The organism is Roseivirga echinicomitans, from assembly GCF_001592935.1.
GTDB lineage: Bacteria > Bacteroidota > Bacteroidia > Cytophagales > Cyclobacteriaceae > Roseivirga > Roseivirga echinicomitans.
Genome location: NZ_LRDB01000050.1, coordinates 294,150 through 314,112, shown reverse-complemented (window position 1 = coordinate 314,112; position 19,963 = coordinate 294,150). Strand labels below are relative to the sequence as shown.

Here is a 19,963-nt window from a genome sequence, read left to right as displayed (position 1 = left end):
GAATAAATGATTCCTGCTATTTTTGTGTGATCAAAAATGAGGAATGAAGTTTAATTTAGTTGGAGTAGACAAGCAATCGAAGGCCCGAGCGGGGGAGGTAATTACAGACCATGGTGTAATTGAAACGCCTATTTTTATGCCTGTAGGCACTGCTGGCTCGGTTAAAGCCGTTCATCAGCGCGAATTAAAAGATGACGTTCAGGCACAAATTATTTTAGGAAACACTTATCATCTGTATTTAAGGCCAGGTTTAGAAGTAATTGAGGCGGCTGGTGGTTTGCACAAATTTAATGGTTGGGACAAACCTATTTTGACAGATAGTGGAGGCTATCAGGTTTATTCGCTTTCGGGCACACGAAAAATTAAAGAAGAAGGAGTAACCTTCAAATCTCATATTGATGGTTCTAAACATGTTTTCAGTCCAGAAGCTGTAATGGATATTCAACGTACCATTGGAGCCGATATCATGATGGCTTTTGATGAGTGTACTCCATACCCTTGCGATTACGAATATGCTCGTAAATCTATGGAAATGACTCACCGCTGGCTGAAGCGCTGCTGCGATAGGTTTGATGCTACGGAAGGAAAGTATGGTTATAGCCAAACGCTTTTTCCGATTGTACAAGGCAGTACCTATAAAGATTTAAGGGTGAAGTCGGCAGAAACGATTGCTTCGTTTGAGCGCGAGGGAAATGCCATCGGAGGATTGTCTGTGGGTGAGCCAGCAGAAATGATGTACGAGCATACCGAGATTGTTTGTGATATTCTACCTAAGGACAAACCACGTTATTTGATGGGGGTGGGTACGCCTGAAAATATTTTGGAAGGAATTGCCTTGGGCGTAGATATGTTTGATTGTGTTATGCCTACGAGAAATGCCCGTAACGGAATGCTATTTACAAGTGAAGGCATTCTGAATATGCGTAACGAAAAGTGGAAAAATGACCACAGCCCGATTGATCCAAATTTGGGTGGGTATAACAGTACATTTTACTCTAAAGCCTACTTAAGGCACTTAATTACTAGCAAGGAGATTTTGGGAGCACAAATAGCCAGCATACATAACTTAACTTTTTACTTATGGTTGGTTAAAGAAGCTCGAAAACAGATATTAGCAGGCACGTTTGTTGATTGGAAAAACCAAATGGTCAAAAAAGTGACACAACGCCTCTAAATGAAAATACTGGATAAGTACATATTAACGAAGTTCCTCACGACTTTCCTTTTTGTAGTAGGTATTTTAGTAGCCATCGTGCTCATTCTTACTTTTTCAGAAAGAAATGAAAACTTCATTAAAAATGAGGTGGGTACTTGGTTAATCATTAAGTACTTCCTTTTTTATGCTCCTTATATTGCCAATTTAATTACGCCTATTACAGTATTTATTGCTGCGGTATTTGTGACTTCCAAAATGGCCAGTCATACCGAGATTGTAGCCATTTTAGCAGGAGGGGTAAGCTATCCAAGAATGTTGAAGCCATTTCTAATGGGGGCTGTAATCATAGCTGTAATTAGTTTTGTTTTTACAGGATGGATTATTCCAGAAGCCAATAAGTTTAGGGTGAAGTTTGAAAACCAATACTTTGCCGACAAACCTTTTGTTTATTCAGGTCAAGATGTCCATTTCAAGGTGAGTCCAACTACCTATGTCTATTTAAGGTCATACAACAATTACAGAAATACGGGAAGAGACTTTACGCTTGAAGAGATCGTAGACAAAGAGATGCTTTATAAGATCTCTGCCGCTGAGATATTGTGGGACTCTACTCTAACCTCTTGGACTTTGAGGAATTGGAATCTACGGAAGTTTAATGAGATGGATGAGGATTTTCAATACCAAAATGTGAATGATACCCTCATCAAAATAAACATGAGCCCAGACGATTTTTCTAGTCAAACTGGGTTGCAAGAAACCCTTACCATTCCTGAGTTATACACCTATATAGACGATTTAAAGCTGAAAGGAGCTGATAATATTCCGATTTATCATATCGAAAAACTGACAAGATTTATGTCTCCCTTTACGGCCATAATTCTGACTTTTATTGGGGTGATTCTATCTTCAAGAAAGACAAGAGGAGGAGTAGGTTTTCAGATTGCTTTGGGCTTCTTTTTGGCTTTTATTTATATACTTTTGTTTATCGCTACAAAGAGCATTGCCGAGGCAGGCTCAATGGATGCGCTGCTTGCAGTTTGGATGCCCAATATTATTTTTACTATGCTCGGAATCTCTATCTACCGTTTTGTTCCTAAGTAATGGAAGCCTCTTCTAAGGATTTTCTAAAACTCCATTTTATAGTTTTTCTTTGGGGTTTTACTGCGATTCTCGGCAATGAGATGACTATTCCTGCCACAGAAGTGGTAATGTATCGTACCGCTTTGGCCAGTATTGTGTTGGCGGGCTTTATGTATTTCAAATCAAAGACATTTCAGGTCAATATTTCCGACTTGAGGCCCTTGATTCTAACAGGTTTTGTAATTGCGATCCATTGGTTTCTGTTTTTCGAATCCGCTCGGGTTTCTAATGTTTCCGTGAGTTTGGCAGGCATGGCCACCACCACTTTTTGGACGAGTCTCATTGAACCATTGGTGAACAAAAGAAAAATCAGGTCATTCGAAGTGATTTTAGGCTTAGTAGTAATCAGTGGGCTTTATGTCATCTTTCGTTTCGAATTCAGTAATGCACTAGGCTTGGGGCTGGCCATGGCTTCAGCATTTATGGCGGCACTATTCTCTGTATTGAATGGTAAATTGACGCATAGGCTTTCTCAGTACACAATTACCCTTTACGAAATGGCCGCGGCTGCCATTGGTATTGCGATCTTCATTCCGTTCTACAAGTATTTCTTTTTGGCTGAAACTACGACTTATGCCATCCCAACCACCAGAGATTGGGGCTTACTAGCGATCCTTTCTGTGGTGTGTACTGTTTATGCTTTTTCTGCTTCTGTAGAGCTAATGAAACGGATTACGGCCTATGTGGTGAACTTGACCATTAACCTAGAACCCGTATATGGTATAATACTAGCCATCATTATTTATGGCGAAAGCGAAGAAATGAGCTCTGGTTTTTATTACGGAACACTCATTATTCTAGCGGCTGTCTTGAGTTACCCTGTCATCAGGCGAAGCCAGCGCAGAGCTTTAGAACGAAAGAAGAAACTTGGTTTACAATAAGTTTATTAATGCCTGTAGCCGTTCTTCTTTAAATTGACTGCCCAAAAGTCAGCAAGTTATTGTCCGGGTCAAGCAAGGCAAACTCCCTTTGCCCCCAAGGCAATGCCTTCAATGCTCCGTTTGGATGAATTTTAATTTTATTGTCAAGCATAGATGCATATAAAGCATCAATGTCGTTGGTGCGAATATATTCTTGGCCATAATTTTCCTTTGGATCAAGTTCCTTAAACTCAAAAAAATGAATTTCTATTTTATCTTTTTGAACCATTAAATACCCGTCATAATCTCCTATTTCTTGAAAACCTAACTGATCTATATAATAGTTTCTTGTGGCAGATTTATCGCGCATGGGTAATTTTGGATTTATGTTTGTCAGCATAATAATTTTATTAAGGGTGTCTTTTTAATATGATTTTCGTTAATGGAAGCATAGCAATAAGCATCATTAATGAGCCTAATGCCATCCAGTTTTCAATTCCCGGGAATACTAAAATTAGGATATTACCGAAGATAAAAAGCAGTGAAGTCCATTTGGCTGTAATGTTGGCTTTGTAAAGAGATAGGCCCAGTAAAACGTTTCCAACAAATACTAAAATGCACAAAGCAAACGAAATTTTTAAAATGTTCGTCATAGCCACACTGCCAATGGGAGCTGAGAGATAAGCTCCTAATACGCCAATAAAATACACAGCCCCAATGATTGATAGTATAGCTCCAATGAAAGAAAGCCAAGGTGTTTTTTTATAGGTAGCAAACATTAAGGTCAAGCCCAATGCAATGTAAACTGGCATTGAGGCATATATAAAGTAGTGAGGTAAAAGATAGTATCTAAACACCAAAGCAGGGTCCGTGGTTGGCGTTAGGTATGCAGCACCGTTGGTAGCTTGATATGAAAAGTTGAAGGAAAAAAGCGAAGTGAGACTATCGTACGAAATACCCCAACCAATAAGTGATAGTAAGGGTGCTAATATCAATGATATACTACCTAATACCTTGATATAGGTTTTGGCCTTTTGTAAAGGGCTTTGCTGCTTATCCATTTTGAGATTTATTTACGCTGCAAAATTGGTGATAAGCTGTTGAAGCACCACTTGATCGAAATCAGTAAATTCAGTATTGGGCTCTTACTCTACTTAAAGTTTCGGGGGCTATTTTCAGATAGGATGCTATCATTTTTATGGGGAATACCTGTGCTAATAGAGGCTTTGCCTTTTTAATATAATCATATTTCTCACTTGGAGATAGTGAGTTGTCAAAAATATATGTTCTGCTCTGTGTCGGGTTTAAGATTTTACCAAATTGTAAAAATGACTGTGCTTTTGAGCTCAGGAAATGAAAGTTTTCTAAAGTCAACTCAATAACTTCAGCTTTAGAAAATGCTTTAACTATTGTTTTAGATGGTGTTTGACCTACGAGGCTTTCATGATTATACATCCATTCACCTTGAAGATGCAGGTCAATAATGATTTCGGAAATATCCTTGTTCTGGTATTGAAAAAATGAACCCGATACTATGTAATAAATAGACTGACAAACCTCAGCCTCTTTCAATATGATTTCATTCTTCTCTAACACTCTGCGGCTTGTGAGTTTTTCAAATAACGCTGTATCAAAGTCTGAAAACTGTCCTATGTTGCTTAAAATTTCTTGAGCTGTCATTCTTAATAAATCTATAAAACAATTCGTTTGGCGTACTTTGCAAATTTGTTTTAGATAGAAATCTTTTGCAAATACTCAGTACATAGCACTTGAGGTAACTAACTAATAATCATTCAATCATATCATCTGGCCTGTTAAAATTATTGAAAAGATCAGAATCACTAGCTGGGATCAAATTAGGCTGTTGCGCCACGATGAATTTAATCATTGCAAGGTGATTATTCAGTACACTTTGTTCAAGCTTTGGTAATAACTCAACAGGCCAATAGGAGGGGAAGGGCTGAATGGCTTCTTTATACTGATAACAAGTGACAGTATTGGAATCCTTGGCAGTACTGATCAAGTCCTTGACACATGTAGTATTGAGGTTGGGCATATCAACTGCCAAAACAATAAGGTCCTCTTTCAGTATTTCTAATGCCGAAAGTATACCACCCAAAGGGCCTTTGTCTGGGTATCGATCTTGAATACAAGCATATTCATTGTGAAGTAGATCATATTGCTCAGGATTCACAGATAGATAAATATCTTCGGTAATTCCTGAAAGATGATCTATGGCCTTTTCCAGCAATGTTTGACCTTGCCACTGCACAAAGGCTTTATCGCTGCCCATGCGCGTGCTTTGCCCTCCCATGAGGATTAAGCCTTTGACTGATTTTACCTTCATGGACTATCGAGAGCTAGTCTTTTCTTTTGTCCAAAGGAGCAGCTTCCATACCGGCACTTTGTGCGGCCTTCATTAGCTTGTTTACGCCTTTAGATTTTCTGATTTTCACCGCTACCACTTTATATTCTGGGCATTTGGCTTCTGAATCATGTACATCAGAAGTGATCAAATTCACCATGATCTCAGGGAAATGGAAAGTCGTGCTCATTACACCTGGTTTCACTTCAGCCGTAATACGTGCTTTGATATCCACTTTTCCTCGTGCCGAAGTCACGCAGACCATATCTCCATCAGCAATACCATTGTCTGCTGCATCTTTTGCATTGATGAGTAGAACATCTTCCTTCAGGATCTCGCCATTGCCCGTTCTACGAGTCATTGCGCCACAATTGTAATGCTCTAACTCTCGGTTGGTGGTAATGATGTAAGGATACTCTGCTCCATGCTCTACAATCTCTTCAGATTCCCTCCAGTCGAAGTAAGTGAATAGGCCTTTACCTCTTTTGAAGGAATCAATATGGATGATTTCAGTACTCGAGCCATCTTCTGGTACTGGCCATTGCTTTCCGTTTTTGGCGAGTTCTTCCCATGTAATCCCCTTGAAGAAAGGAACGATTTGAGAGATTTCTTCCAGCATGGTATCAGGCGCATAATCTGCTTGATCGTAACCCATGCGTTGCATTACATCAACAATGATTTGACCATCGGCTTTAGTACCAGGAATTGGTTCTACCACTTTATTCACGCGTTGTACCCTGCGTTCACCATTGGTAAATGTGCCAGATTTCTCAAGGAAAGAAGCACCCGGTAAAACAACATCAGCCAGCATTGCCGTTTCTGTCATAAAGAGCTCTTGAACGATAAAAAGGTCAAGACTCGTTAATGCCTTTTTGACTTTATTGGTATTGGGGTCGGTTTGCACTACATCTTCACCAATGATCCACATCACCTTCAGGTCTCCAGCAATGGCAGCATCGAACATCTCTGGAATCTTATATCCAATGTGTGACGGAATCTTGTCAGTCTTATAGAAGTCCATATAAAGCCGATTCATTTCAGGCTTGGTCACATCCATATAACCTGCTCCTTGATGCGGTTGTGCACCCATATCTGCTGCGCCTTGAACGTTATTCTGTCCACGCAACGGATTGACACCAACACCTCTTCGGCCTATATTTCCCGTAATCATGGCCAAGTCTGCAATTTGTTGCACTGTGAATGTACCTTGAGAATGTTCTGTAACCCCCAAACCATGGAATGACATTGCATTTGGAGCAGAGGCATAAGTGATGGCCGCTGCTCGTACCTCTTCGCGATTTACGCCAGTAATGGCTTCCATCGCATTGATGTCCAGTTTCTTAATGTTCGCAACAAAGTCGTCATAACCTTCGGTGCGGTTTTCAATAAAAGCAAGATCAGCCAAACCTTCATCTATAATGTAATACAACATCATGTTGAGGAGTGCTACATTGGTGCCGGGCCTGAGTTGTAGGAAGTGATCGGCATATTTCGCCAATTCAATTTCTCTAGGGTCAATGACAATCAGCTTAGTGCCTTTCATGGCCGCTTGCTTCATTTTGGCGCCTGTTACTGGGTGCGCTGCCGTTGGATTGGCACCGATCACCATCATACAGTCCGTGTATTTGATGTCGATTACAGAATTGGTGGCAGCGCCAGTTCCGAAGGAACGTTGCATGCCCAAGGCGGTAGGAGAGTGGCAAACCCTAGCGCAACAGTCAATATTGTTCGTACCGACAACGGCACGAATGAACTTCTGCATCAGGTAATTTTCCTCATTGGTACACCTGGCCGAAGAAATTCCAGCAATGGAATCTGGCCCATGTTCTTCTCGAATGTTCGTGATTCTGTCAACGATGTAGCTGTAGGCTTCATCCCAAGAAACATTTTCTAACACCCCATTTTTCCTGACCATCGGAGAACGAAGTCTTTCCGGATGATCATAGAATTTGAAGGCATAACGCCCTTTCAGGCAAGTATGGCCTTGATTTACTTCCGCATCGTAGGGCGCGGTAATGCTTAGAATTTCACCGCTTGCCGTGGCGACATCCAAATTACAGCCCACGCCACAGTAGGTACAAACTGTTCTGGTGACTTCTTCTGGTTCATTGGTTTTGGAATCGAATACATCGCTGATGGCGCCTGTTGGGCAGGCTTGCGAACAAGCACCGCAAGACACACAATCAGATTCCATAAAACCTTCATTCATGCCCATTACAATCTTACTATCGAAACCTCGGCCTTCCATGGTCAAGACCATTTCGCCCTGAACTTCATCGCATGCCCGCACACAACGGAAACAGTTGATACAGGCACTCAAATTGGCCCTCATATAAGGATGAGAAGTGTCTGTGGTGCGGTCAAGGTGGTTTCTTCCCGGAGCATAACGCACTTGCTCCATCTTGATTCCTACGTCATATGCTACTCGCTTAAGCTCGTTATTCTTTGGATTATCGGTTTCGAATTTCTCTTTGGGGTAGTCTGTCAATACAAGCTCTACGATATTCTTTCGTAGTCGCTCCATTTTTTCAGTGTGGGTGTAGATATAGGAACCCTCCATTACTGGTGTATGGCAGGAAGCCTGTACACGTGTTGGGCCGTTTTGTTCTCTGCCTACTTCTACGCTGCACACTCGGCAGGAACCGAAAGGATCTAAATTAGGCGCATCACATAGGGTGGGGACAGGATTTGGACCGAAATTTCTTCTTAACAACGAAAGAATGGTTTCACCACTTTCGAACGGAAATGGTTCGTTGTTGATATAGGCGATATTTTTTGAATCACTCATATGTTTCGTGTTTATAGAAAGTAGTTCTTTAGTTCTTCTTTAAAATATTGAAGGGCGTTTTTAATCCCTAAGGGCAAACCGCCACCCAAGGCGCATAGAGAACCTATTTCTAGGGTTTCTAACAGGTCATCTAATAGTTGACGATCCATTTTTTGACCGTTTCTAGCATTGGCAATCATCTCTCTTCCTCTCACAGAACCGATACTGCAAGGGAAGCATTTCCCGCAGGACTCGTCTGCGGTAAACTCAAAGAGGTGTTCTAAGTACTCGATCATCGGGAATTTCTCAGGAATGGAAACCATCCCTGCATGTCCTAGCAGAAAGCCGCCATTGGCAAAACTTTCAAAGTCGATGTTCAAATCATCAATCTTGTGAGTAGGGACGATTCCACCCAATGGGCCACCGATATGAACGGCCTTCACAGGTGCCTTGAACCCACCACCAATGTTATACGCTAAGTCTTTGAATGAATGCCCCATTTCTACCTCGTACATGCCTGGCTTATTGAAGAATGAATCGAGACAAACGAGTTTGGTACCCGTTGATTTTTCCGTTCCCAGTTTGGCATACTGATCGCCACCATTTCTGATGATCCATGGCACAGCTGCCAAGGTTTCTACATTGTTGACAATGGTTGGCTTATTGAAAAGTCCTTTTTGTGCTGGGAAAGGTGGTCTCACCCTTACCTCAGGTCTTTGTCCTTCTAAAGAGGAGAGGAGCGCGGTTTCTTCACCGCAGATATAGGCGCCAGCGCCTTCAATTACTTTAAAGTGATAACTAAAGTCTGAGCCGCCAATGTTTGCTCCATGCATACCGATGGCTTCTAGTTCTTTCACCGCTTCGGCACAGGCCCGAACTGATTCAGGATATTCTCCACGGATATAGACAGCACCATGATCGGCACCCACGATATAACCAGCTGTCATCATGCCGAAAAGCACGAGCATGGGTTGTTGCTCCAAAAGGTAGCGATCAGAATACGCACCGGGATCGCCTTCATCTGCATTGCAGACAATGAATTTCTGAGGATCGGGCTCATTTCTACAGGCATTGAGTTTGAAACTCATTGGGAAACCTGCTCCACCACGTCCACGGATATTAGAAGTTTTAATTTGCTCCAATGCCCATTCAGGGCCATTGGCCAATATTTTTGAAAACTCCTCTTTGAATTGCTGAGCAGTCATGGCTTCGCCAGTCAATACTCGCTCGCTAGTAGCGCCAACATTATAGTTGTCGGATAAGTCTTTGTCAGTTTTTTGAACAATGTCTTCTAATTGATCGATGGCATTGCCTGAGTAATTAGTGCCGTTATAGTTGAAGGCGCTGTTTTCATGGCATCGGCCTAAACAGCACATGTGGCCCACTTCAGCGTCTTTAAAGTGTCGAGAAAGTTTGACTTTTACTCGGTCTTGAGTACCGGCTACCAGACAAGCGCTTCCATTACAAACATGGACTTTAACCCCTTCGTGCTCCTTTTTCAAGAAGTCATAAAAGGAAGCGGTGCCATAAGTAATGGCTTCACCCATCAGGTACTTTTTGGCCAAGGCCTTCAGTTCTTCGTTATCTGGCGCACCAGTCACTTTAGATTTCTCAACCAATTGTTCGAAGAGGTTTTCTTCCAAACCTTTTCTACCGGATAATGCACTAAGATTTTCTGACATCTTACTTAATTACTGTTAATGACTTTCTTTCGGGTTTGGGAATAGATCGCTTTCATCTTCAGCTCTTTCCGTCAAACATTTAAAATCCTTCTCAACCAAAATACTCAATTTATCTCCATTTTCTAAGCTCAAATCTCCCTTGATTCCCACTTGATCTGATGTGGCCCAGCCTCTGACTTCAGTTTCAGGGAGCAAAACGGTGATTGTATTGTCGCTGAAAGTGCAACCTAGCTCAGCCGCAACGCTAATTTGATAGCTTAAGCGATGACCATTGGGGAAGTCTAATTTGCTGATGCAATCTACGCCTTCACCAAGCTGGTTCACTTCGGTTTGGGTGAGTCTGACTCGAATACTGTTCCCTTGAATTCTTAGCTTCATACCATTACCCTTTCTTTTCCTGTATAAATATTGAATCGATCTGTTTTGAGAAATCCGACCAGCGTCATACCGAACTCTTCGGCTAGGTTTACGGCCAGACTTGAGGGAGCGCCTACTGCTGCAATGATTTGAATACCAGCCCTTAAAGCCTTTTGTACTAGTTCGAAACTGATACGTCCACTCAAGACTAATATGGAGTTTGAGAAGGGTAGACTCCCTTTAATAAGTCCTGAACCGATGAGCTTGTCCAAGGCATTATGCCTGCCGACATCTTCATGATGCACAATGAGTTCACCATGTACATCAAAGAGACCAGCGGCATGAAGCCCCCCTGTATGTTTAAATACATTTTGAGAGGCTCTCAGTCGATCGGGTAGGCTGAATAGCACTTCCTTTCCCATCTGAATGGGCGTTGAAGACAGGGCTTCGCAGCTTACTTTAATCGCATCGATGGATGCCTTTCCGCAAACGCCACAACTGGAAGTGGTGTAGAAGTTCCTTTTGAATTGCTCGTTGTCAATTTCCACGAATGGTTTTAATTCAACGCGCATCAGGTTCTCCGTGCCTTCGTTTCTGCCCAAATCTTCGCAATACTTGACACTGATGACCTCATCCATTGCATTGATGATGCCTTCGGTATAAAGAAAACCTAGACAAAGCGCTTCATCGTTGCCAGGCGTACGCATGGTGACCGACAAGCTGAATTGCTGTCGATTATCCACAGGCCCATGTCCAAGACGGATTTCCAGTGGCTCTTCCGAAACCACCAAATCAGGTTTGGTTTCGGGAGCGTTTGGTCCGATGCGAACTATTTCAACTGCTTGAACAGGAATGGCCATGCTTTGATACTTTTAGGACAAGCCTGAAATCACACCATCATCGTCAATAGACATGCCTTCTGAGGCAGGAACAGCAGGTAAGCCCGGCATACGCATCATTTGTCCGAGAATTGGAATGATAAAGCCAGCACCGGCTGCAAATTCAAATTCTCTGACGCCTACATCAAAATTGGTTGGCCTTCCACGAAGGAATTCGTTATCGCTCAAAGACTTCTGGGTTTTGGCCATGCAGATTGGGAATTCGCCAAATCCTAGCTTTTCCATTTTGTTCATTTGAAGCTGAGCCTTTTTTGAGAAGTCTACTTTGTCTGCACCGTAAATCTCTTTGGCGATGGTTTCAATTTTCTCTCGAATAGGGGACTTCCAGTCGTATAAAGGTTTGAAATTACTCTCATCTGCCTCGACCACTTTTACCAAAGCTTCCGCCAAGTTGGTCATTCCAGCGCCACCGTCTGCCCAGCCATCGGCTACCACGGCCTGAACACCCATTGCTTCGCAGTGCTGCTGAATAAATTTCACTTCTTCCTCGGTGTCAGAAGGGAAGGCATTGATGGTCACCAGCGGACTGATGCCAAACTTTTTAATGTTTTCTATGTGCTTGGCCAAGTTGGCAAAACCCTTCTCCACTCTTTCTACCGATGGCGTATTGTATTCTTCTGGTTTAGCGCCTCCATGGTGCCTTAAAGCCCTAATCGTGGCCACAAGCACTACCGCTTTGGGTTTTAAACCTGCAGATACGCATTTGATATCTAAGAATTTCTCAGCGCCTAGATCGGCACCGAAACCCGCTTCTGTTACCACATAATCGGCTAGAGAAAGCCCCATTTTAGTTGCAATAATGGTATTTGTGCCTTGCGCAATATTGGCAAAGGGACCGCCATGTATAATGGCTGGGTTGCCTTCAAGGGTTTGCACCAAGTTGGGTTGAATGGCATCTTTAAGCAAAATGGCCATGGCATTTTCAGCCTTGAGGTCTCTTGCGAAAACGGGCTGCTTGTCGAAAGTGTAGCCGACAAAGATATCTCCAAGTCTCTTCTTTAGGTCAGCGAAGCTCACAGCCATACACAAAATGGCCATTACCTCAGAAGCGGGAGTGATGTTGAAGCCATCTTCTCTAGGAATACCGTTGGCAGTGCCTCCCAAACCAATCGTGATTTGTCGTAGTGCCCTGTCATTCATGTCCATCACTCGTTTCCATGCAATGGTTCTTGGGTCGATATTCAGGTTATTGCTTCTGCTTTGAATGTTATTGTCAAGCAATGCCGAAAGCAGGTTATTGGCTTTTTCAATGGCTGAAAAATCTCCTGTAAAATGAAGGTTGATGTCCTCCATAGGAATTACCTGTGAATAACCGCCACCTGCTGCACCGCCTTTAATACCGAATACAGGCCCTAATGAAGGCTCCCGCAGTACGACAATTGTTTTCTTTCCTATTTTATTGAGTCCTTCTGTGAGCCCAATTGACGTGGTGGTTTTTCCTTCTCCCGCAGGAGTTGGTGTCATGGCGGTCACAAGGATAAGGTTACTCTTCTCGATTTTAGCTTGATTGATAAGCCTGAGTGGAAGCTTCGCTTTGTATTTGCCATAATGCTCCAGGTCATCTTCTGAGAGGCCTATTTTGGCGGCAATCGAGTTAATATGTTTGATGTCAGCGGCTTGGGCGATAGCAATATCGCTAAGGTGTTTTTTCTCCATAGGTTAATTTGTCATGGTTCAAAAGTCAATGGGGATTTGGGGATTGACCTGCAAACGTTTGCTTATTAGTATCCTAATTTAAGAATCACTATCGACTTATCAACTAATCTTTATTTTTTCGGCTTATGGAGGGGTGGAATTAAAGAGGTGGGGAGGGTTATCTTTAGGAGGCCTGTTGGTGAAACACCAATAAGGGCGGAACGTTATTGACAATTGTTTTTAGAATCCATATGGCGGTTGATTAGTCCGTTGTTGATCTCTTAGTCTGCTCATTAGGCGTTCGCTAGGTCGTGCTTTTCCTGTGTCTCCAAATTGGACATTCGTAATGTAGGAATTCGCTGGTCTTTTCTTCCTTTTGATTTTCCAATGCTTTCGAGTTCGTTTGATCAATTCTAAGAGTTCAGATGTTGCAGACTGTTCCAAAACTTTCATTGTAGCTTCGGATACGGCTTCAACATCATCTGAAATCATAGAAGTTAAAAGGTTCTTAACATCATGTTCAGCAATTCTTCCTGAAAGAAATTCAATACATTTAAGTCTAATGTTAAACATGCCGTTTTCCGCTGCAAATATTAGTTTATCAACTTCTTCGTTTCGGTTCCACTGTTCGAGTTTGTTCTCACTTAGTTTGAGAATTCGGTGCTGATATAGAAAACGTTCATTTGAGTTCATAGTCAAGACTTTGCCTTCTTCTCCCAATCCGAAATCTCATTCTTAATGTTCGTAAGAGCAATAATTAGCTCGTCAATATCATTTTTGTTGATTTGAATGTTCACCCAGTTGTTTTCGGCCCCCTCTTCGTAATCATAAGATGTAATTGAAAGATTATGACCAAGAGCTGAGAACTCAATTGAAGTATCTTCGTTTCCTACATCGTTAAATTTATAGTCCATATTCATTATAAGTTCTGCCAGTTATCACAAGTGCCATGTAATTTATTGAAACTTCCTCATAGAACCCAAGGTCGCTATAAGGAAGTTTATTGAAGGTCTATATTGTCTAAGGGTGATTTTATATTTCCCCAATCCTTATGAGTTACATGAGCATAGCTCGAAGTCTTGGGCTAAGGATGCAACAGCCAACGAAAATGATTAGGGGTAGGGAAAAGCGTTGGTCTTTAGTTGGCTTGTTGGTGAAAACACCAACAAGGGCGGCTGGATTAAAGGGAGATAGAGCCACTGTGCTTATCACTCATGGCCGTATACTCGATTGTGCTTTGGTTATTTTTTCAAGAAGTGTAGTTTTCGGGTTCTCTGAGTGAGATGTTATCGCGATGATATTTTTTAAAAATGCTTCATTTCTGATATCCATAATAAAGTCATTGAGACCCAGTTCACTTATTTCGTGAAATGTAATATTGAATTGTTCGAGAAGTCTATGCATCACTGTTATATAACCTCTTTTCAAATGATGCTCAGAGGATTTTTGAACTTTACGTTCACTTCCAATATACCTTCCGCCTCTGACATTAACTGTGCCGTATCTTCTTATATAATTGAGTGTTAAAATGTCCTCCAATAGCGTAGCATCTTTCATCCTCTTATGTCCAGTATCAACAATTTCCAAGATTTCCAATGCTTTGAATTTCTTACACCAACTTGAGCAATTCTTCCCTTGTTCTTGATGTTCAGAGAATCTTTGTTCAGGGTTAATGGCTATTCCGATATAATACTTGCTTTCTTCTAGTTTAAGTACATATAAAAACCAGTTGGAATCACCAATTCGATCTTTAATTTTGCCTAACGTAACCATATTTTTAGCCATTGTTGTGAGGCGTTCTTTTTTTTGAAGTTTCACCCAACTTGTTGTAATAGGCTTCATAATCAAGGTATTTTCTTCTCAATTTATCTGGCATTATATCGACTATTCTATCCATTTTTTTTGCTACTTCACCCAAGAGCATTGATTCGCAGTAGGAAACAATTAGAGCATTTTCCAAGTCAGAATTAATCAAGTCAATTTTAGATTCTTGAAAGTCAAAGCATCTTTTGAGTTCCCTATCGTTGTCTCCTTTTATTTGTTTAATCGTGTAATCTGCGAAACATTCCATTCTCATGTGAATCATGTCAGAGTCTTCTTCTTGTATTTCATTTCGGATCATTGGGAAGTCATTAACAAGTAGTTCAAAGTACCTGTCAGCACCCATCTTATCATCGTTTACATCAATCCAATTTTCACTTTTCATATTTTGTTCTTCTAATCCACACAGCGTTGGCTAACGCTCACTTTAAAGTTAATCGTTTAGATATAAATATCTAATGGTGATTTATATTTTCCCACCCCTTTAGAGTTACATAAGAATAGCTCAAAGTCTCGGGCTAAGGATGCAACAGGTAACAAAAATTATTTGGGGTGGGGAAGAGCGTTGTCTTTAGGTGGCTTGTTGGTGAAAACACCAACAAGGGCGGCTGGGCGGATGGATTACATTTTATGAGTCTTTTCCACGCCTCAGTTTTTTTACTATTCGAGCATGTATAATGTCCGCTAAATTCCAGTTGTATAATTTCGGGTCAGTGGTGTTTGTAAACTGAATCACCACCGCATCAATGTCTTTGTGGTATTTGGCAATACTCTGATAGCCAGGGACCCATCCCTTATGTTCATACTCGTAAATGGATGAATAGATGGATTGCTCTCCTTCATCAAACAATGACCCATCGTTGAGCGCCCTCAAGAAAATACCGACATCCTGTGCTGAAGCCAACATTCCTTGTTTGTCGGTCTTTAAGTCAAAAGGATGTCCGACATGATAGCCACTCATTACATCATCTATATTAACGTCATCAAGTGAAGCAAAAGTGTTTTTCAGTTGAAGTCGGTTTAGAATTTCTTCCTGAATGAATTGAAAGTGAGGGTAGCCTAGCACTTTATCCATGATTTCGGCAAGCAATAGATAATTGGTATTGCTGTATTCGTAGTCCTTATCGGGTTTAAAATTGGCGGGCTTACCAAGCACTAATTCGAGGTTTTCTTTGCTGCTTTCTTTTGGGGCAGCCCAATAATCAGGTGTGTCTGTATAATTGGGAATGCCACTCCTGTGCTGCACCATCATTCTCAAGGTGATCTTGTCAGCGTTTTCGATGCCGCCTACAAGCTCTGGAAGGTAATCAGCTAGCGTTTTATCCAGTGACAAACGTCCGTCAGCCGCAAGCTTTGTGACGGCCACCGCGTTATATAATTTGCTAATACTGGCCAGCTTAAATAAAGCCTGTGGTTTAGCAGGAATTTTATTCTCTCTGTCATGCCAGCCCGCGGTATAAAATGCGGGTGCTTTGCCTGCCTCGTCCACGTAGACGATAATGCCTTCAAAGCCATGATCAAGGGCCTCATTTACCTGTTCTTGAACGGTATTAGGCAGTGGTAAGATCCAAGCCCAAACCAGTATCCAAGGCACGAAAAACAAGGAGGCGATGCTGGCGAGAATAAACGTGAGTTTGAGTATTCGTTTTGTTTGTTTCTTCTTCATGCTATTAAGGGCGGTGCGGTTTTACTGAATTGGACATAACGGCTTGAATAAAGGCTCAGTTTTAAAGTTAAGCCTTTAGTAATAAATGTCTAATGGTGATTGTGTTTTTCTAGCCTTTGGCGGCTAGGCGGCTTGTTGGTGAAAACGCCAACAAAGGCGGAAAGGGGTGTATTAATTGCAAAGATCTACAATTTACCGTCAACTAAGGTTGAGTTTGAAAACGAAACCGTAAGAGTCTGTTTGTTCGGAGGAGAGGTGTTAACCATAGACAGCCCACACTAGTCTTAGCGTCTCGCTAAGACTAAAAGATAAAGCAGATTAGATTTTATTAGTAGTGGTGGTTATTTAGGTTGTAAAGAGATAATTACAATTCAGTTTTTAATTTTAGGTGGGGTCTCAGCGAGACGCTAAGACCAGAATGAGACAGTATTGCTTAAACCTTGTCACCAGTTTTTACCGCTCTTATTCGCCCTTTTCATAATGCTATAATTACAAGCTCCGTTTTCGACATATTCTATTTTATGTTCTGATAAAAGCTGTGCAATTATCTGTTGTGTTTCCTTTTCTGAGAGTCTAATTGTTTCCCCAAGGTCAATTTCATTGAGTTGACCATTGTTGTCTATCAGTGCTTTGTGGTACTTTTCTTTACTTTCCATCAGTTGATTTTTTTGTACAGCGATCATCATATGTGGGCTAAAAGGTAAAAGATAGCTATCGTTTTCTGTGACGCGGATGAGTTCTAGTAATGTTTTTTTTCGGTGGTCATTCAGCATACTCGTAAAGTAGGCTTTGTCTAACCAAGCCATGCCTTCCACCGCGTAAGTATTCAGGTAGATTAATTCTTGGTCCATAAACTCGTTTTTGAGTTGTTCAGGCGTATGGTAATAGGCTTCGGCCAAAAGCCAAGGAAAATCGTCTGGTGGATTGTGTATTCCTGATGTCAATTCTGCTTTACACATTTCAAAAAATGGGCTTTTATGAATCAAACCATTTAAAAGCCCAACCAGCGTTGAGGCCGTATAATTGATGGCAAAACCCAGTATGATTCCGCCATTTTTCAACACTCGTTTTGCTTCACTAATGGTCAAATCTCTATCTTCCTTTTTTTGTAGGTGATAAAGTGGTCCGTGTAGGATGATGAGGTCGGCAAAATTATTTTGAAAATTTAGTTTTCGAGACTCACCTCGTTGAATAGAAAACGTGTCTTTTAACCTGTTCGCTCTATTTTGAGCCAATTTTATATGTTTAGCAACGGGCTCCACTAAATGTACTTGATGTCCTTTTTTGGCGAGCCATTCGGAGTATTTTCCTGTACCGCCACCCACATCTATTATTGTTGAAGAGGACGATGGGATGTGTTTTTCTATAAGTGATTTTATTCTTTCAAATTCAAATACTCCCATGCCTTTGTCAAGCCTGGTTTCTTCTGATGCTTTATTATAGAATGCTTCTATGTTTCTGCTTATTAGCTGTTTACTGTTCATTTCTAATGATTGTATAATCATCACTGTTGAAATGTAAAGCACATTGCAAAGTGATAAAGCAAGCGATTTGTAATCAATTGCTTCTATTGAAAATTTGTTGAAATAAGTGGATATGCTTATCTGCGCAGTACGAAATCATGCGATTTCTATGCGTTGGTTACTCGTTTTGTCGAGTTTGTCTTTTGAGAAAGACACAGATAATATGTGGCATTAGTTAAACAGACCACAAAGGTAGAAATTCTATATTAACACAGTTCGTTTTCTGTTTTAATTTATCAGTGGGGGGCTAAAGGCGACCTAATTTTGGGGTGTATTCCATACAAAACCTATGTGCCAAACTTTTCTGTTATTCTCGTCAAGATTATATTCCCACAACACTAATATCTCAGGGTAATTGTCAGAGGTGTACCATTTGGCATTCTGTCTTGATAAATCAACGTTTTCTTGGGTTTCAATAAACTTAAATTCTTCAAGTTCTTTTTTGAATCCGGAAACCATACCTTCATTTCTTGTCAAGAATGAAGAATTTAAAGAGCCATCATTTGATACTGAAAAATTAACCCTGATGCCTTCGGTGCCTATATCACTGGTTCCACACTTAAAGTGGGTATAGTAGGTAAACGTTGGCATTTCTTTTTCCTCGACAAAACAAAATCCATAGGGTTCAATGAATTTGGTAAATTTTGAAGGAGTGTTACTCGTTTTGGTCGCGTCTAAAATTGTTTTAAACGCTAAGGTTTGTTGCGCTGCACACTTAGTTAAAGTGACGATGAACAGAGATAGAATTATACAATTAAATTTTCTCATTGCGATTTTCCAATAAGCGAACGGTCAATTAAAAAATTAGTTTTAATGCTTTTTACATGATTTTAGCTGTGTAGCACTCTTAAATAACAGGTATTCTTGAGTTTGTCTACCTTGAAAATGCTTGTATTTCATCTATTAAGCCTGCCCTGAAAGCTCGATCGACAAGCTCATAATCTAACCTCCGATTGAAAAACAAGCAACAATAATTGCGCTGAATAAGAGTTCCATTAAACAAGTAATACTCTAAACGTGATATTCCTTTTTGATTTTCTACTAAGCTTAAAGCAAAGTCGACATAACGAGTCATGGCTAAAGTAGAATTATCAGTGAGATGGCTTATTACATAATCGACATCTTCTTCATTTCCACGTTCTGCTCTCTCAATCAATTCCCCCAACTTTCCACTAAACTTGTTTTTAGTCACGATGCTCTATTAATTATTGGTACTTATAGCTAACCCTCACATACTTAGTTGCACTGCCTCAATATACTTTATACCGCTTCCCTATCTTTGGCACTTTACCTTCATAACCTTCAAAGTATATGGGAATTGAAATATCTCTTCCTTTTCGCACTACAAAATGTAAATGAGGGCCGCGTGTATATCCGGTCAATCCTGAGGTTCCAATTTTTTGTCCCCTTTCGACTTTGTCACCTTCTTTAACAAAACTTCCTTTGTAGTCTAAATGAACATAATTCGCTAATGTGCCATCTGAGTGCAGCACAATGATTTTATTAGCAGCGTTTATTAATTCCTTTCCACCCTGTTTGGTAAACCAATCAATTACTTTCACCACAGTGCCTTCTCTAGCAGCATAAACGGGTTCTCCTATATTTAACTGAAAATCTAACGCGTACTTGGATTCTAGGCTGTTGTGAGAAAATTTACCATTGAAACTTTGGCTTAGCTCATACTTTTTTCTCCGCTTAAATGGTAGTCTGTACAAATAATCTAAATCTGGCTCAATTACAGAATCATGTCCAAAAACATAACCTATGCGAATACTGTCTGCAAAGTTTGATTTATATGTAGATTCAGGTATTTGCCCATGATATTTAATGAGCTCTAAACTGTCTTTAGGTTTTAGTAGAAAAGACCTTAGTTCTTCCTGAGTTTCTCTTGACGTAAAGTAGATTTCAATAGGGGTGAATAATTCGTTTTTGGCCACAAGCTTGAGTGTATCCAAATCATTTATCCATTCAAAAGATAAATCATCTAGGTAGCTGGTGGGCTCGTCTTTTTGTTTTTGACCAAAACAATTCAGAACACTTAAGACCAATATCAATATAGTAATGTCTATTTTTCTCATCTTATTTCAAAGCA

21 protein-coding genes are annotated in these 19,963 nt (G+C 40.8%); 3 read left to right on the top strand and 18 right to left on the bottom strand.

The window, feature by feature from the left end:
* The first annotated feature begins 43 nt into the window (after window positions 1-43).
* From tgt to AWN68_RS15540, 3 genes are read left to right on the top strand one after another with little or no spacing between them, the layout of a single operon-like run.
* On the top strand, window positions 44-1,174 hold the full coding sequence (gene tgt, locus AWN68_RS15550; RefSeq protein ID WP_068417677.1) for a tRNA guanosine(34) transglycosylase Tgt: 1,131 nt from the start codon (window positions 44-46) through the stop codon (window positions 1,172-1,174).
* On the top strand, window positions 1,175-2,257 hold the full coding sequence (locus AWN68_RS15545) for an LptF/LptG family permease (RefSeq protein WP_068417675.1): 1,083 nt from the start codon (window positions 1,175-1,177) through the stop codon (window positions 2,255-2,257).
* Window positions 2,257-3,177: a DMT family transporter gene (locus tag AWN68_RS15540; RefSeq protein WP_068417670.1), complete on the top strand. Its 921-nt coding sequence runs from the start codon at window positions 2,257-2,259 to the stop codon at window positions 3,175-3,177. The genes AWN68_RS15545 and AWN68_RS15540 overlap by 1 nt, the downstream gene beginning before the upstream one ends.
* A gap of 28 nt (window positions 3,178-3,205) precedes the next feature.
* On the opposite strand, the gene AWN68_RS15535 is transcribed toward AWN68_RS15540, so the two are convergent.
* From AWN68_RS15535 to AWN68_RS15450, 18 genes are all read right to left on the bottom strand, one after another.
* Window positions 3,206-3,556, bottom strand: coding sequence for a bleomycin resistance protein (locus AWN68_RS15535; protein ID WP_068417667.1), 351 nt, complete (start codon window positions 3,554-3,556; stop codon window positions 3,206-3,208).
* A gap of 10 nt (window positions 3,557-3,566) precedes the next feature.
* Window positions 3,567-4,217, bottom strand: coding sequence for a hypothetical protein (locus tag AWN68_RS15530; protein ID WP_068417663.1), 651 nt, complete (start codon window positions 4,215-4,217; stop codon window positions 3,567-3,569).
* Between the two features lie 70 nt (window positions 4,218-4,287).
* On the bottom strand, window positions 4,288-4,836 hold the full coding sequence (locus AWN68_RS15525) for a Crp/Fnr family transcriptional regulator (RefSeq protein WP_068417657.1): 549 nt from the start codon (window positions 4,834-4,836) through the stop codon (window positions 4,288-4,290).
* A 109-nt stretch (window positions 4,837-4,945) separates the two neighbouring features.
* Window positions 4,946-5,503 carry a molybdenum cofactor guanylyltransferase gene (locus tag AWN68_RS15520; protein WP_068417654.1) on the bottom strand — a complete coding sequence of 186 codons (558 nt, stop codon included), beginning with the start codon at window positions 5,501-5,503 and terminating at the stop codon, window positions 4,946-4,948.
* A 13-nt stretch (window positions 5,504-5,516) separates the two neighbouring features.
* Window positions 5,517-8,309, bottom strand: a complete 2,793-nt coding sequence (gene fdhF, locus AWN68_RS15515; RefSeq protein ID WP_068417651.1) for a formate dehydrogenase subunit alpha — start codon at window positions 8,307-8,309, stop codon at window positions 5,517-5,519.
* Window positions 8,310-8,320: 11 nt separating this feature from the next.
* The gene (locus AWN68_RS15510) at window positions 8,321-9,970 is read right to left on the bottom strand and encodes an NADH-ubiquinone oxidoreductase-F iron-sulfur binding region domain-containing protein (RefSeq protein ID WP_068417648.1); all 1,650 of its coding nucleotides are present in this window, start codon (window positions 9,968-9,970) and stop codon (window positions 8,321-8,323) included.
* A 15-nt stretch (window positions 9,971-9,985) separates the two neighbouring features.
* Complete coding sequence (locus AWN68_RS15505; protein WP_068417645.1) at window positions 9,986-10,348, bottom strand: DUF7009 family protein; 363 nt, start codon at window positions 10,346-10,348, stop codon at window positions 9,986-9,988.
* Complete coding sequence (fdhD, locus tag AWN68_RS15500; RefSeq protein ID WP_068417643.1) at window positions 10,345-11,187, bottom strand: formate dehydrogenase accessory sulfurtransferase FdhD; 843 nt, start codon at window positions 11,185-11,187, stop codon at window positions 10,345-10,347. The genes AWN68_RS15505 and fdhD overlap by 4 nt, the downstream gene beginning before the upstream one ends.
* 12 nt (window positions 11,188-11,199) lie before the next feature.
* Window positions 11,200-12,882, bottom strand: a complete 1,683-nt coding sequence (locus AWN68_RS15495; protein WP_068417640.1) for a formate--tetrahydrofolate ligase — start codon at window positions 12,880-12,882, stop codon at window positions 11,200-11,202.
* 219 nt (window positions 12,883-13,101) lie between these two features.
* A complete protein-coding gene (locus AWN68_RS15490) occupies window positions 13,102-13,554 on the bottom strand; it encodes a hypothetical protein (RefSeq protein WP_068417638.1) in 453 nt (150 codons plus the stop codon).
* A 2-nt stretch (window positions 13,555-13,556) separates the two neighbouring features.
* The gene (locus AWN68_RS15485) at window positions 13,557-13,775 is read right to left on the bottom strand and encodes a hypothetical protein (protein ID WP_157716264.1); all 219 of its coding nucleotides are present in this window, start codon (window positions 13,773-13,775) and stop codon (window positions 13,557-13,559) included.
* A gap of 298 nt (window positions 13,776-14,073) precedes the next feature.
* Window positions 14,074-14,703 (bottom strand): GIY-YIG nuclease family protein, encoded by a 630-nt coding sequence (locus AWN68_RS15480; RefSeq protein WP_084362888.1) that lies wholly within the window; start codon window positions 14,701-14,703, stop codon window positions 14,074-14,076.
* The gene (locus AWN68_RS15475) at window positions 14,639-15,067 is read right to left on the bottom strand and encodes a DUF7674 family protein (RefSeq protein ID WP_068417629.1); all 429 of its coding nucleotides are present in this window, start codon (window positions 15,065-15,067) and stop codon (window positions 14,639-14,641) included. The genes AWN68_RS15480 and AWN68_RS15475 overlap by 65 nt, the downstream gene beginning before the upstream one ends.
* A 243-nt stretch (window positions 15,068-15,310) precedes the next feature.
* Window positions 15,311-16,348, bottom strand: coding sequence for a serine hydrolase domain-containing protein (locus tag AWN68_RS15470; protein WP_068417627.1), 1,038 nt, complete (start codon window positions 16,346-16,348; stop codon window positions 15,311-15,313).
* A 443-nt stretch (window positions 16,349-16,791) separates the two neighbouring features.
* Complete coding sequence (locus AWN68_RS15465) at window positions 16,792-17,832, bottom strand: class I SAM-dependent methyltransferase (RefSeq protein WP_084362915.1); 1,041 nt, start codon at window positions 17,830-17,832, stop codon at window positions 16,792-16,794.
* 297 nt (window positions 17,833-18,129) lie between these two features.
* Window positions 18,130-18,639: a hypothetical protein gene (locus tag AWN68_RS15460; RefSeq protein WP_068417623.1), complete on the bottom strand. Its 510-nt coding sequence runs from the start codon at window positions 18,637-18,639 to the stop codon at window positions 18,130-18,132.
* 106 nt (window positions 18,640-18,745) lie between these two features.
* A complete protein-coding gene (locus AWN68_RS15455; protein WP_068417620.1) occupies window positions 18,746-19,063 on the bottom strand; it encodes a hypothetical protein in 318 nt (105 codons plus the stop codon).
* A gap of 58 nt (window positions 19,064-19,121) precedes the next feature.
* A complete protein-coding gene (locus AWN68_RS15450; RefSeq protein ID WP_068417617.1) occupies window positions 19,122-19,949 on the bottom strand; it encodes a M23 family metallopeptidase in 828 nt (275 codons plus the stop codon).
* Window positions 19,950-19,963: the final 14 nt, after the last annotated feature.

Coding starts and splice junctions, on each gene's coding strand:
- tgt (WP_068417677.1), top strand. CDS start 44: ATGAAGTTTAATTTAGTTGGAGTAGACAAGCAATCGAAGGCCCGAGCG.
- AWN68_RS15545 (WP_068417675.1), top strand. CDS start 1,175: ATGAAAATACTGGATAAGTACATATTAACGAAGTTCCTCACGACTTTC.
- AWN68_RS15540 (WP_068417670.1), top strand. CDS start 2,257: ATGGAAGCCTCTTCTAAGGATTTTCTAAAACTCCATTTTATAGTTTTT.
- AWN68_RS15535 (WP_068417667.1), bottom strand. CDS start 3,556: ATGCTGACAAACATAAATCCAAAATTACCCATGCGCGATAAATCTGCC.
- AWN68_RS15530 (WP_068417663.1), bottom strand. CDS start 4,217: ATGGATAAGCAGCAAAGCCCTTTACAAAAGGCCAAAACCTATATCAAG.
- AWN68_RS15525 (WP_068417657.1), bottom strand. CDS start 4,836: ATGACAGCTCAAGAAATTTTAAGCAACATAGGACAGTTTTCAGACTTT.
- AWN68_RS15520 (WP_068417654.1), bottom strand. CDS start 5,503: ATGAAGGTAAAATCAGTCAAAGGCTTAATCCTCATGGGAGGGCAAAGC.
- fdhF (WP_068417651.1), bottom strand. CDS start 8,309: ATGAGTGATTCAAAAAATATCGCCTATATCAACAACGAACCATTTCCG.
- AWN68_RS15510 (WP_068417648.1), bottom strand. CDS start 9,970: ATGTCAGAAAATCTTAGTGCATTATCCGGTAGAAAAGGTTTGGAAGAA.
- AWN68_RS15505 (WP_068417645.1), bottom strand. CDS start 10,348: ATGAAGCTAAGAATTCAAGGGAACAGTATTCGAGTCAGACTCACCCAA.
- fdhD (WP_068417643.1), bottom strand. CDS start 11,187: ATGGCCATTCCTGTTCAAGCAGTTGAAATAGTTCGCATCGGACCAAAC.
- AWN68_RS15495 (WP_068417640.1), bottom strand. CDS start 12,882: ATGGAGAAAAAACACCTTAGCGATATTGCTATCGCCCAAGCCGCTGAC.
- AWN68_RS15490 (WP_068417638.1), bottom strand. CDS start 13,554: ATGAACTCAAATGAACGTTTTCTATATCAGCACCGAATTCTCAAACTA.
- AWN68_RS15485 (WP_157716264.1), bottom strand. CDS start 13,775: ATGGACTATAAATTTAACGATGTAGGAAACGAAGATACTTCAATTGAG.
- AWN68_RS15480 (WP_084362888.1), bottom strand. CDS start 14,703: ATGAAGCCTATTACAACAAGTTGGGTGAAACTTCAAAAAAAAGAACGC.
- AWN68_RS15475 (WP_068417629.1), bottom strand. CDS start 15,067: ATGAAAAGTGAAAATTGGATTGATGTAAACGATGATAAGATGGGTGCT.
- AWN68_RS15470 (WP_068417627.1), bottom strand. CDS start 16,348: ATGAAGAAGAAACAAACAAAACGAATACTCAAACTCACGTTTATTCTC.
- AWN68_RS15465 (WP_084362915.1), bottom strand. CDS start 17,832: ATGAACAGTAAACAGCTAATAAGCAGAAACATAGAAGCATTCTATAAT.
- AWN68_RS15460 (WP_068417623.1), bottom strand. CDS start 18,639: ATGAGAAAATTTAATTGTATAATTCTATCTCTGTTCATCGTCACTTTA.
- AWN68_RS15450 (WP_068417617.1), bottom strand. CDS start 19,949: ATGAGAAAAATAGACATTACTATATTGATATTGGTCTTAAGTGTTCTG.